This window comes from Lederbergia lenta NBRC 16444 (assembly GCF_001591545.1).
Classification (GTDB): domain Bacteria; phylum Bacillota; class Bacilli; order Bacillales; family Bacillaceae_C; genus Lederbergia; species Lederbergia lenta.
Window position 1 is genome coordinate 68,162 of record NZ_BCVC01000009.1, and the last position, 11,139, is coordinate 79,300.

Genomic DNA, 11,139 nt, shown 5'->3' on the forward strand with positions numbered 1-11,139 from the left:
ATTAGGTATTTATCTTCAATTATTTTCCTAAATAAGCTTTAAGCATCCAATTATGCTTTTCTAAACTTTGATGAACTGCCAGTAACATATCACCAGTTGTATCATCACCCGATTTCTCAGAAAGCTCGATACCATCTCTGAGTTCCTCAGTTAGAATGGTAAAGTCATCAACGATAGCTTGTACCATTTCATCTGCCTTCTCTCCACCTTTTGCTTCTTTCACACTTGCAAGTTCAAGAGACTCTGTTAATGTGGCAACCGGTTTTCCATCAAGAGCTAGAATTCTTTCCGCTAATTCATCAATATGCACTCCTGCTTCATTGTAAAGTTCTTCAAATTTTTCATGAAGAACAAAGAAATGGTGTCCAGTTACGTACCAATGGAAATTATGTAACTTCGTAAAAAGCACCGTCCAGTTTGCAACTTGTTTATTTACAACTTCAACTAATTTTTTTTGCTCATTTGTAGCCATTGTATCATTCCTCCTAACCGTATATTACCCGTTAAACCCTTCCTTTAAACCAACAACTCTCCTCTTATTATGCTATAATAGTTATACATTTAAGGAGGATTTACATGTTTACATTCATAATGGTACTTTCCATTCTCATTTGTATTATTGTGGTCGCGGTAACTGCGTTAGTCACTTCAAAAGCATATTCATTTAAACATACAGTTGATCCGGTCGACAAAAAAACATATGGAAATGATATTAATTCAAATATAAATAGATAATTTTAATGGAAAGAAGCGATTTAGATGCTAGCAAAGATCTTTTTAACATTCATTCGCTTTTATCAAGTTGTTATCTCCCCCCTAAAACCACCATCTTGCCGATTTTATCCAACCTGCTCTCAATATGGTCTGGAAGCTATCCAAAGATTTGGTGCCATTCGGGGAGGCTGGCTTACAGTAAAACGAATTGTAAAATGTCACCCGTTCCACCCTGGTGGTTTTGATCCTATCCCCGAAAAAGAAAATAAATAGCTTACTGGTTGCTTTTTATTTGAAATTCCAGTAAGCTATTTTTCGTACCACAAATCGTAATCATTCTTATTGATATGCTTTTAGGAGGTTATTTAATGAAAAAGCTATTATTAGCGTTATTTTCACTATTACTATTGCTTGCTGGTTGTTCAAATAATAATATGGGAAATGAAAAACGAAAGGAAAAACTTGATGTTTATACAACTGTTTATCCTCTTCGTTATTTTACAGAGCAAATCGGTGGCGATTTTGTAAACGTAAAATCCATTTATCCACCAGGAGCTGATGAACATACGTATGAGCCATCACAAAAAGACATGATGAACCTAGCAGATGCTGACCTGTTCTTTTATATTGGTCTAGGCTTAGAAGGTTTTGCGGACAAAGCAAAGACGGTTTTAAAGAATGATCATGTGCAAATGATCGCCATTGGAGAAGAGATTAATTTAGAGCCAACAATTGAAGATGAGCATGCTGGCGAGGACCATGAACATGCTGGGCATAACCATGGAGATATTGACCCCCATATATGGATTGATCCTATCTATGCAAAAGAAATGGCAAAAAAAATATTAGATTCTTTATCTGAACAGATACCCGAACAACGAGAATTGTTTGAAAAGAACTATGCTACCTTAGCTATTCAATTTGACGAAATTGATACACAATTTAAAGAGTTAGCTGAGAATGCAGCACGCAAAAAATTTATTATCGCACATGCAGCATATGGATATTGGGAAAATCGGTATAATTTAAAACAAATTCCAATTTCGGGCATTTCATCTTCACAGGAACCATCCCAAAAAAAATTAAAAAACATTGTGGATACTGTAAAAAGTGAGCAAATACCATATATTTTATATGAACAAAATATTAATTCTCGTCTTGCAGATGTAATTCGCCAAGAAACAGGTACTGAAGCGTTGAGAATACACAATTTAGCTGTTTTAACAGAGGATGAATTAAATAAAAAAGAGACGTATTTTACACTAATGAAAAACAATATAAAAGTTTTAGAGAAGGCATTACAATAGGCTGTTTGATTTTTCCTGTTATAAGCCCCAGTCGGAGACAAATGCTATATATGTATCATCTATAAACTGTGAGGAGTGATACGTATGGCTGAAGATGTACTATGTGAAGTGCAAAACTGTCATTTCTGGAAAAAGGGAAACTTATGCTCAGCAGATCAAATTTATGTTGTCAGTAGAACCGGTAAAAAGGCCGAAACAGAACAAGAAACCGACTGTCAAACGTTTAAACCAGAATAAAAAAATGGAGGGCAGTGTAATTGCTGCCTTCCATTTTTTATTCGTGGATAAATTGTAATAAATGACGACGCATCACTTTATTCGCTCCATTACGCGGAATTGCTTCAATTTGAATGACGCGTTTCGGTAATTTATATGCAGCAAGTTTTGTACGACAATAGTTTAATACGTCTACCTCTTCCAACCTTCTATCGGATACGATAAATGCATAAGGAACCTTTCCCCAGATTGCATCTTCTACACCGATGACACCAGCCTCTTTTATTTCATCCATCTCTAAAATAACTTCTTCTATTTCCGCTGGATAAATATTCTCACCACCAGATATGATTAAATCTGATCTTCTGTCTAAAACGTAGAGAAAACCTTCTTTATCAACATAACCGATATCGCCTGTCCGAAACCAGCCATCGACAAAGGCTTTATCATTTGCTTCTATCCTATTTATATAGCCTTGAGTGACATTAGGACCCTTTACAATTATTTCTCCTGCCTCTCCAGCAACAGCATTCCTGTCTGTCTCAGTCAAGATTTTCAACTGCGAAGGAAATAAGGGTTTTCCAGCCGAACCTAGTTTTAATAAACTATCTTCCGGTGAAAGTGTGACAATCTGTGAAGACGTCTCTGTCATCCCATATGTTTGGAACACAGGTATCCCTTTATCTCTACATTGTTCAAGCTGATGTAGCCTGGCCGCTCCTCCACCTAAGAGCATACAACGAAAATTCTCATGATACTTTTCATCATTAAGCAGATTAAGCATGCGATTAAGCATAGCAGACACGACTGACATAATCGTAATTTTTCCCGATTGTAATAAGGCATTTGCTTTCTGTTCATCGAATTGTTCCATTAAATAAACGGGCATCCCATAAATTATGCTTCTCATCAAAATCGACAGACCACTTATATGAAATAATGGAACAGCACAAAGCCATGAATCATCTGAATGTAAACCAAGGTTCAAAGCAGACCCTGTGGCACTCCACCAATGATTTCCGTATGTTTGTAAAACTCCCTTAGGTTTTCCAGTCGTACCTGATGTATACATAATCGAACAAGTTTTTTTCAATTGAAATTCATTCACATTTGCAAACTTTTTCACTGTACATTGCTCAATTTCAACCTGAGAATATATTGAAATACCTTTATAATCACCGTGAATCTGGTGAGCTATATCATTAAAATCAGAGTGATAAATCAAAATGCTCGCTTCACTATCCTCTAACTGAAACGTTATTTCTTCACTCGTAAGACGATGATTTAGAAATACAATTTCTGCCCCGAGTTGTTGTAAAGCATGAATTGCCCATATCGTTTCCGGGCTATTTTTCATTAGAATACCAACTCTCATCCCCTCAGCAATAGATAAGGATGAAAGTTTTCCAGCAAAATTGAAAACACATTCTTTCATATGTGCAAAAGTCCACGATTGTTCACGAAAAACAAGGCCAATTCTGCTCGGAGTCAAATATGCTCTCTGCATAAGCCAATTCGGAATAGATTCCTCCATTAATAAATCTCCTTCTTTTATCATATAAAGAAAAGCCTGATGGTATAAGCCATCAAGCTCCTATGTTCTTGTTTCATTACGGAAATCTTGGGAATTGTCCAAAGTCCGGTTTACGCTTTTCTTTAAATGCATCTCTACCTTCTTTTGCTTCATCAGATGTGTAATATAGAAGTGTTGCATCTCCAGCAAGTTGCTGCAATCCAGCAAGACCATCTGTATCAGCATTGAAAGCAGCTTTTAGAAAACGTAAAGCCGTAGGGCTTTTCTCAAGCATTTCTTCGCACCATTTTACTGTTTCATCTTCTAACTGCTCAAGTGGCACGACTGTATTTACAAGTCCCATTTCTAGCGCCTCTTGCGCATCATATTGACGGCATAAAAACCAAATTTCTTTTGCTTTTTTATGTCCTACAATACGTGCTAAGTATCCTGAACCATATCCAGCATCAAAGCTACCAACATTTGGTCCTGTTTGCCCAAATCTTGCATTATCTGCTGCAATAGTTAAATCACACACTACATGCAACACATGGCCGCCGCCAATCGCATAACCTGCTACCATCGCCACAACCGGCTTTGGAATTACACGAATAAGCCTTTGTAAGTCAAGAACATTCAAGCGTGGAATATTATCTTCTCCTACATAACCACCGTGCCCTCTTACAGATTGATCCCCACCTGAACAGAAAGCAAGATCGCCCGCTCCAGTAAGAACTATTACCCCTACATTTGAATCATCCCTTGCATAAGCAAATGCATCAATTAGTTCCATTACCGTTTTTGGACGAAATGCATTTCTTACTTCGGGTCTGTTAATTGTAATCTTTGCAATCCCATTATATGTTTCATATAGAATATCTTCGTATTCTCTTTCCGTTACCCAATCATACGCCATGTTAATTCCTCCTTATGTAAATTAAATTGCTGATAAAAACTCCCTTACTATTGTACCAAATATTTCAGGGTCTTCCACATGTATTGCATGTCCAGCTCTTTGAACGACAGTAAACTGGCAATTGGGAAGCTTTTTTTGCATCTCTTTAGCAATCTCGCAAAACTTCCCATCCGCTTCACCACAAATCAACTTAACTGGTTTATCTAATTCCCCTAACTTATCCCACCAGGAAGGTTGTGAGCCCGTTCCCATCCCCCTCAAACTATTCGCTAATCCACTAGGACTATTCGCTAATCTTTGAGTTCGAATTTGCTTTTGTTTCTCTTCAGGCAATTGTTGCTGTGTCGAAAATAAAGGAATTTCTTCCCAATAATTAACAAATTCCCCCATCCCTTTATCTTCAATCATCATGGCTAACAAAGCATCACTCTGTTTTCGCTTTTCTCTATCCTTAACAGTTTTAAGTCCAGGCGAAGCACTTTCAAGTATTAAGCTTATCACTTTTTTTGGAAAGATCATCGCAAAACTAAGCGCTAGTCTTCCTCCCATAGAATAGCCGAGCATATGTGCCTTTTCAATGCTCATCTTATCCATTATTAGCATCAAATCGTGTGCTACACGCTCTATGTCGTATTTATCGATATCATTCGGAGAATCAGTATTACCATGACCAATGATATCTATCGAGATAACTTTGTAGGTTCCCTTTAAATGCTGCACAACATTATTCCAGGTTGTTATATCTCCCGTAAAACCATGTAAAAGTAAAAGCGGTGTACCATTACCAGCAACAGAAACATGATAATTTACTTCGTTTACTGTAATAATCATTTTTCGACACTTTGTAAGTATTTGTTTATTTCCCGGGAAACTTGTTCCCAAATTCTTCGGTGACTCGCCGTGTTCTCCGCTCGGTCTGTTGGTATTTCAATCACATTTAATCCTTCATAATTAGCCGCATCTATCATCGCTACCTGAAAAGATTCCCAATCATTTATCCTCGTGTATTGACCATGATACAACTTGACTGCATGCTCAAAATTCAAGCCAGTAGGTGTACCAAATAACACTTCAAAATGTTTTGGCTCTTTTATTTGCGGTAAATATGAGAAAATTCCTCCACCGTCATTATTCAGTAAAATAATATTAATATTTAAATTGTAAATTTTGGCTGCCAGTAGTCCATTCATATCATGGAAAAAGGACAAATCTCCAATTACGAGGAATAGTGGACGAGAATGCACCGACGAACCAAGTGCAGTGGAGATGACTCCATCAATCCCATTTGCACCACGATTAGCCATAATACGAATATTTTTTTTGTTTGTATGAAAAAATGTATCCATATCCCTGATTGGCATACTATTGCCGACAAAAATAATACTATCTTCAGGAATCCATCTAGAAAGTTCCCTAATTGCCTTACCTTCATCTAGTTTAGATTCTGAATGTAATTGAGCCTCAATTACATTTTTCGTAATCTGATTCATTTCTAACCAATCCATCAACCAAGTCGATATATCCCTCTTTGGAATCACCTTGGAAACCAACTTACATAAATTTATCTCGTCACAATAGACCATTTCTGTTCCAACATGATAAGGATCTCGCCAACTCCGGTTCCCATCAACAATCACTTGCTTCACATTTTTCGCATTTTGTAAAAATAATGAAAGTGGTTTTGATACTGGCATTCCTCCAAAACGGATAATTAATTCTGGCTGAAAGTTTAAACGAACTTCTTCCGTTTTTAAAATTGCATCATAACTATCAATCACAAGTTCATTAGAACTTGATCCACTTCTTAATTGAGATAGCGGATCAGCAAAAATTGGAAACCCTAGAACTTCACCTAATTCTATTATTGCTTCAGAAAAACCAGGCTGATCTAAAGGGCCACATACAATGAGTCCCTTCTCATAACCTCGCCATTCTTCTGCAATTTCAAGATATACTTCTTTTGGTAATTCAAGTCTTCCGAATTTAAGTTCCCTTTTTACTGCAGTTGCATTCTTTTTTAAAAAAGGAGAGGGATCAAGTTGCGGTAAGAGTGGTTCACGCAACGGAAAATTCAAATGGACTGGACCAGATGGTAATCCTAGAGCTTCGGATACCGCTCGTGTAGCAGCTGTGCTTGCATAATTTAGCATAGTATTCCCTTTTTCAGGGAGTGACATTTCTGTAAACCATCGTACATGTCGCCCATACAGATGAATTTGATCAATCGCTTGAGGTGCACCTACATCACGTAATTCATGTGGTCTGTCAGCTGTTAACACAATCAAAGGTACTCTAGATAAGCTTGCCTCCACAACAGCAGGATAATAGTTTGCAGCAGCTGTTCCAGACGTACAAAGCAGGGCTACCGGCTTTCTAGAAGCTTTGGCTAGCCCTAATGCAAAGAAACCTGCAGAGCGTTCATCAATGTTTACATATATATCTATATTTGGATGTTCAGCAAATAATAGTGCCAATGGTGTCGAACGCGAACCAGGGCTAATAACAACATCTTTAATCCCAGCTTGTTCTAACCCTTCTATAAAAGCAGCTAAATAGCTAGTTAGCGCCTCTTGATCACTCATACTTTAATTACCTCCTGTAGCTCGCAACATTGGTCGAAATTTTATCCTTGTCTCAATTAATTCATCTTCAGGTTTTGACTCACTCACCAATCCACAGCCAGCATAAAGATAAGCTTCATCTTCCTTAATAAGCCCTGACCGAATAGCAACTATAAACTCACCATTTCCACGATAATCCATCCATCCTACTGGCGCTGCATAAAAGCCCCTATCCATTTCTTCCTTTTTACGGATAATCTCCAACGCATCTTTGGTCGGAACCCCACCAAGTGCAGGAGTAGGATGCAGCCCTTCCAAAACCTGAAGTATCGAGTTTTCAGGTTTCATTTGTCCAACTACCGGAGTATATAAATGTTGAATATCGGGTGTTTTCATAATCATAGGCTGAGTTGGTATGTTCATTTTATCACAATGAGGTCCCAAAGCATCTTTAATCATAGAAACGACAAGTTGATGTTCAAAAAGGTTTTTCTGATCATGTAAAAGTTGCTTTTCAAGTTCCTTATCCTCTTTCAAATCACTTCCTCTTTCAATTGAACCCGCAAGACTAGTTGATAATACTTCACTGCCTGTTTTTTTCACTAATCTTTCTGGAGAAGCACCCAAAAAACAGCTTTTTTCTACATTTAGTGCAAAGATAAAACTGTTAGGTTGCTGTAAAACTAGTTGTTGAATGACATGTGGTATATTTGCAGGCTCCGCAAACTTCAACTTCATCTTACGTGCCATTACGACTTTTTGAAGGCTTGTTTGTTTTAAATCCTGCACAATTTCTTCTACCTTCTCTACCCAGTCATTTGGTTCTATTTCTTCTTGTTTAATTATTGGCACCGGCTCCGACTGTTGATACATAACTGCATTACTTATAAGTTGATCAATAAGTACCTTTGCTTCTTCTATAGTTGCATATTTTTCACTAAAATGATTAACTGTCACGTAATAAACACTGTCTACAACTGTTAATAAAAATTCAGGTAAATAAAACAATGATTGATCGAATGAATTCCATTCTTCTTCCTTCATGCTATTTGCATCAAATGAAAATCCACCAAATAATAAGGGGCCAGTACCAGGAACCTCATATGGGTTCTCAATCGTTGCCTGTTCGCAAAGCTTATTCCATTTCTTTTCAATATATTTAAATCTATCAGAAGTACTGCTATTTCTTTTTATGATATATGCAGCACCTAGCCCTACCAAGCTAAAATCTTCATCTGGACTTTTCCAAAAGAAACTTTTTCCTTCGTACAGATGTTGATTATTTTTATAAAATAGGATAGGGTCACATGGATCAATTTTTATAGTAAAGCTATATAACTTCGCTTGATCATTATGCTTCACTTGCTTTGAAGCACGGTCAAATCTAGACTTCATTAATGTTTTAGTCAACATAATCTCTCCTAAAGCACCGATCTTTTCTTTATTCTTACCATCTTATTATATATGAAAGTGATAACTAAATGTAGGAATCCTGCTCAACATAAAAATTACCTTAGTTATATTAAGATAATGTGAAAATAGATTGACACCCATCTTATCATTACCTACACTTTAAGAGGTGACCATTTTTATTTTATTTCACCGTAATATGATAAGGGAGCGACATCTTAATGAATCTTCAAACACATACGCCTGTTCCTGCAGATAAAGGCTGGCGAATTTGGTGGCAATTGACCCGACCACATACATTAACTGCTGCCTTTGTTCCAGTTTTGCTTGGAACAGCTTTAGCGGTAAAATATACGTCCGTTCATCTCTTGCTATTTTTATCAATGCTTATTGCTAGCCTGCTCATCCAAGCAGCAACAAATATGTTCAATGAGTATTTTGATTATAAGCGAGGCCTTGATAACGAAAACTCTGTTGGTATCGGAGGAGCAATTGTTAGAAACGGAGTAAAGTCGAAAACGGTGTTAAGACTTGCTTTTACATTCTTTGCCTTGGCGCTACTGCTCGGTGTCTATATATCTGCAAATAGTAGTTGGTGGATCGCAGTAGTCGGGTTTATCTCTATGGCTACAGGATATTTTTATACTGGTGGACCAAAGCCCATCGCCTATTCTCCATTTGGAGAACTAACATCAGGTGTTTTTATGGGTGTTGTTATTATTCAAATTTCATTTTTCATCCAGACTGGCTATATTTCAAGTGAAAGTATGCTTGTATCGATCCCTGTATCAATTTTAATTGGGACAATTATGCTGGCGAATAACATACGTGATTTAGATGGTGATAAAAAAAGCGGCAGAAAAACATTGGCCATTTTATTTGGAAGAAAAAACGCCATTTTATTTTTAGCTAGTTTGTTCACTCTCTCCTATTTATGGATTATACTTCTAATACTAGTTACCGATGCCTCACCTTGGCTATTTCTTACTTTTATTAGTATTCCTAAAGCTCTTCATGCAGTAAAGGGATTTATAGGAAAAACTGCGCCTATTGAAATGATGCCAGCAATGAAAGCAACAGCTCAAACAAATACTATTTTCGGTTTTCTTATGTCTATTGGTATCTTTATTGGTTATCTTTAACCACAACACTTGTCCGTTTGCGGCAAGTGTTTTTTTTCAATTAATTACAATATGTTTAACGCTACTATTGATTAGGGAAAATGTAAAATAACAAAGCGATTATTCGACCATACTATAACGACGACTCTATGAAGGAAGTGACATGTATGTTAACAGACAAACAGATAAAACAGTTAAAGGAAGAACTTTTCATTCAACAAAAACAATTAAAAGAAACTGAAGAAGAAACTACAATTGAAGAAAATAACGTCAGAGATAATACAGGTGAACTTTCTCTTTATGATAATCATCCGGGTGACATGGGTACAGAATTATTTGAAAGGGAAAAAGATCTTGCTCTTTCTATACATGCAGAAACAGAGCTGGATAAGGTTAATAAAGCTTTACAAGCAATAGATGATGGAACCTACGGAAAATGTACGGAATGTGGTCAAAGTATACCATTTGACAGGCTTGAAGCTATTCCGTATACAACCACATGTGTGGAACATAGTAATGAACAAATACTGCCAGGTGACCGACCTGTAGAAGAAGATATTATCCAGCCAGCGGTGGATAACTCTTTCGCAGGTCGGAACAAAGGTAACATACGTGATTACCAAGATAGCTTTCAGGAAGTGGCAAAATACGGTACTTCCGAAACTCCTTCCGACTTTGAAGGAGATTACGATAATTATAATGAATTATATGAAGACGAGATAAAAGATGGTTTTACAGAGGAATATGAAACATTTGCTGCGACTGATATTAGTGGAAAAAGTAGGGAAGTCGTACAAACGGATGAAGTGAAAGCATACGAAAATAAACTGGACAATTCCGGAACTGATACTCCTTTCGGAGACATCCCATATAAAGAAACAGATGGCTATGTAGATGACACTGATTCTTGAAACAAATAAAAAACCATTGTCTTTAGACAATGGTTTTTTACTAACTCACTATGACCCCTACGGGATTCGAACCCGTGTTACCGCCGTGAAAGGGCGGTGTCTTAACCGCTTGACCAAGGGGCCGAATTATGGCGGAGAAGGAGGGATTTGAACCCTCGCGCCGCTTACGCGACCTATGCCCTTAGCAGGGGCACCTCTTCAGCCTCTTGAGTACTTCCCCATACTCCGCAGGTAGGATTCGAACCTACGACCGATCGGTTAACAGCCGATAGCTCTACCACTGAGCTACTGCGGAATGGTGGGCCTGAGTGGACTCGAACCACCGACCTCACGCTTATCAGGCGTGTGCTCTAACCAGCTGAGCTACAGGCCCATATAAAAAATATGGAGCGGGTGAAGGGAATCGAACCCTCATCATCAGCTTGGAAGGCTGAGGTTTTACCACTAAACTACACCCGCAAAGAAAATTT

At 37.5% G+C, this 11,139-nt stretch carries 12 protein-coding genes and 5 tRNA genes; 6 read left to right on the plus strand and 11 right to left on the minus strand.

The genetic code is table 11. From position 1 onward, the window contains the following. Nucleotides 1–19: 19 nt before the first annotated feature. The gene (locus tag BLE01S_RS17995; RefSeq protein ID WP_066145630.1) at nt 20–472 is read right to left on the minus strand and encodes a Dps family protein; all 453 of its coding nucleotides are present in this window, start codon (nt 470–472) and stop codon (nt 20–22) included. 104 nt (nt 473–576) lie between these two features. On the opposite strand from BLE01S_RS17995, the gene ytzI reads away from it, so the two are divergent. The 4 genes from ytzI to BLE01S_RS20570 all read left to right on the plus strand — a co-directional run bounded on the left by ytzI (nt 577) and on the right by BLE01S_RS20570 (nt 2,258). Beyond that, entirely contained in the window at nt 577–735 is a 159-nt protein-coding gene (gene ytzI, locus BLE01S_RS20900; protein ID WP_111703511.1) for a YtzI protein, read from the plus strand. Between the two features lie 24 nt (nt 736–759). Next, entirely contained in the window at nt 760–987 is a 228-nt protein-coding gene (gene yidD / locus BLE01S_RS18000; protein ID WP_066145633.1) for a membrane protein insertion efficiency factor YidD, read from the plus strand. Between the two features lie 95 nt (nt 988–1,082). Then, complete coding sequence (locus BLE01S_RS18005; protein WP_066145636.1) at nt 1,083–2,021, plus strand: metal ABC transporter substrate-binding protein; 939 nt, start codon at nt 1,083–1,085, stop codon at nt 2,019–2,021. An 84-nt stretch (nt 2,022–2,105) separates the two neighbouring features. Continuing rightward, on the plus strand, nt 2,106–2,258 hold the full coding sequence (locus BLE01S_RS20570) for a DUF1540 domain-containing protein (protein WP_082788813.1): 153 nt from the start codon (nt 2,106–2,108) through the stop codon (nt 2,256–2,258). Nucleotides 2,259–2,295: 37 nt separating this feature from the next. Here BLE01S_RS20570 and BLE01S_RS18010 read toward each other — a convergent pair whose 3' ends face one another. The 5 genes from BLE01S_RS18010 to BLE01S_RS18030 form a co-directional block, all read right to left on the minus strand. Then, a complete protein-coding gene (locus BLE01S_RS18010; protein ID WP_066145640.1) occupies nt 2,296–3,771 on the minus strand; it encodes an o-succinylbenzoate--CoA ligase in 1,476 nt (491 codons plus the stop codon). A 76-nt stretch (nt 3,772–3,847) separates the two neighbouring features. Then, a complete protein-coding gene (menB, locus tag BLE01S_RS18015; RefSeq protein ID WP_066145642.1) occupies nt 3,848–4,666 on the minus strand; it encodes a 1,4-dihydroxy-2-naphthoyl-CoA synthase in 819 nt (272 codons plus the stop codon). Between the two features lie 21 nt (nt 4,667–4,687). Beyond that, nucleotides 4,688–5,497: a 2-succinyl-6-hydroxy-2,4-cyclohexadiene-1-carboxylate synthase gene (menH, locus tag BLE01S_RS18020; protein WP_082788814.1), complete on the minus strand. Its 810-nt coding sequence runs from the start codon at nt 5,495–5,497 to the stop codon at nt 4,688–4,690. Continuing rightward, nucleotides 5,494–7,248: a 2-succinyl-5-enolpyruvyl-6-hydroxy-3-cyclohexene-1-carboxylic-acid synthase gene (gene menD, locus BLE01S_RS18025; RefSeq protein ID WP_066145645.1), complete on the minus strand. Its 1,755-nt coding sequence runs from the start codon at nt 7,246–7,248 to the stop codon at nt 5,494–5,496. The genes menH and menD overlap by 4 nt, the downstream gene beginning before the upstream one ends. Nucleotides 7,249–7,251: 3 nt before the next feature. Continuing rightward, nucleotides 7,252–8,640: an isochorismate synthase gene (locus BLE01S_RS18030; RefSeq protein ID WP_082788815.1), complete on the minus strand. Its 1,389-nt coding sequence runs from the start codon at nt 8,638–8,640 to the stop codon at nt 7,252–7,254. A 218-nt stretch (nt 8,641–8,858) separates the two neighbouring features. On the opposite strand from BLE01S_RS18030, the gene BLE01S_RS18035 reads away from it, so the two are divergent. Next, nucleotides 8,859–9,779 (plus strand): 1,4-dihydroxy-2-naphthoate polyprenyltransferase, encoded by a 921-nt coding sequence (locus BLE01S_RS18035; protein ID WP_066145652.1) that lies wholly within the window; start codon nt 8,859–8,861, stop codon nt 9,777–9,779. Between the two features lie 146 nt (nt 9,780–9,925). Beyond that, entirely contained in the window at nt 9,926–10,669 is a 744-nt protein-coding gene (locus tag BLE01S_RS18040; protein WP_066145655.1) for a TraR/DksA C4-type zinc finger protein, read from the plus strand. 51 nt (nt 10,670–10,720) lie between these two features. Here BLE01S_RS18040 and BLE01S_RS18045 read toward each other — a convergent pair. The 5 genes from BLE01S_RS18045 to BLE01S_RS18065 form a co-directional block, all read right to left on the minus strand. Then, nucleotides 10,721–10,792 (minus strand) — tRNA-Glu (locus tag BLE01S_RS18045). Between the two features lie 6 nt (nt 10,793–10,798). Then, nucleotides 10,799–10,889: transfer RNA gene (locus tag BLE01S_RS18050), tRNA-Ser, on the minus strand. A gap of 3 nt (nt 10,890–10,892) precedes the next feature. Further along, a tRNA-Asn gene (locus tag BLE01S_RS18055) sits at nt 10,893–10,964 on the minus strand. Nucleotide 10,965: 1 nt separating this feature from the next. Next, nucleotides 10,966–11,042: transfer RNA gene (locus tag BLE01S_RS18060), tRNA-Ile, on the minus strand. Between the two features lie 12 nt (nt 11,043–11,054). Further along, nucleotides 11,055–11,128: transfer RNA gene (locus tag BLE01S_RS18065), tRNA-Gly, on the minus strand. Between the last annotated feature and the right edge of the window lie 11 nt (nt 11,129–11,139).

Excerpts from the sequence above, each read along its gene's own strand:
- BLE01S_RS18040 (WP_066145655.1), top strand. The coding sequence starts at position 9,926 with ATGTTAACAGACAAACAGATAAAACAGTTAAAGGAAGAACTTTTCATT.
- yidD (WP_066145633.1), top strand. The coding sequence starts at position 760 with ATGCTAGCAAAGATCTTTTTAACATTCATTCGCTTTTATCAAGTTGTT.
- BLE01S_RS18005 (WP_066145636.1), top strand. The coding sequence starts at position 1,083 with ATGAAAAAGCTATTATTAGCGTTATTTTCACTATTACTATTGCTTGCT.
- menD (WP_066145645.1), bottom strand. The coding sequence starts at position 7,248 with ATGAGTGATCAAGAGGCGCTAACTAGCTATTTAGCTGCTTTTATAGAA.
- BLE01S_RS18030 (WP_082788815.1), bottom strand. The coding sequence starts at position 8,640 with ATGTTGACTAAAACATTAATGAAGTCTAGATTTGACCGTGCTTCAAAG.
- BLE01S_RS18010 (WP_066145640.1), bottom strand. The coding sequence starts at position 3,771 with ATGGAGGAATCTATTCCGAATTGGCTTATGCAGAGAGCATATTTGACT.
- menB (WP_066145642.1), bottom strand. The coding sequence starts at position 4,666 with ATGGCGTATGATTGGGTAACGGAAAGAGAATACGAAGATATTCTATAT.
- BLE01S_RS18035 (WP_066145652.1), top strand. The coding sequence starts at position 8,859 with ATGAATCTTCAAACACATACGCCTGTTCCTGCAGATAAAGGCTGGCGA.
- BLE01S_RS17995 (WP_066145630.1), bottom strand. The coding sequence starts at position 472 with ATGGCTACAAATGAGCAAAAAAAATTAGTTGAAGTTGTAAATAAACAA.
- ytzI (WP_111703511.1), top strand. The coding sequence starts at position 577 with ATGTTTACATTCATAATGGTACTTTCCATTCTCATTTGTATTATTGTG.
- BLE01S_RS20570 (WP_082788813.1), top strand. The coding sequence starts at position 2,106 with ATGGCTGAAGATGTACTATGTGAAGTGCAAAACTGTCATTTCTGGAAA.
- menH (WP_082788814.1), bottom strand. The coding sequence starts at position 5,497 with ATGATTATTACAGTAAACGAAGTAAATTATCATGTTTCTGTTGCTGGT.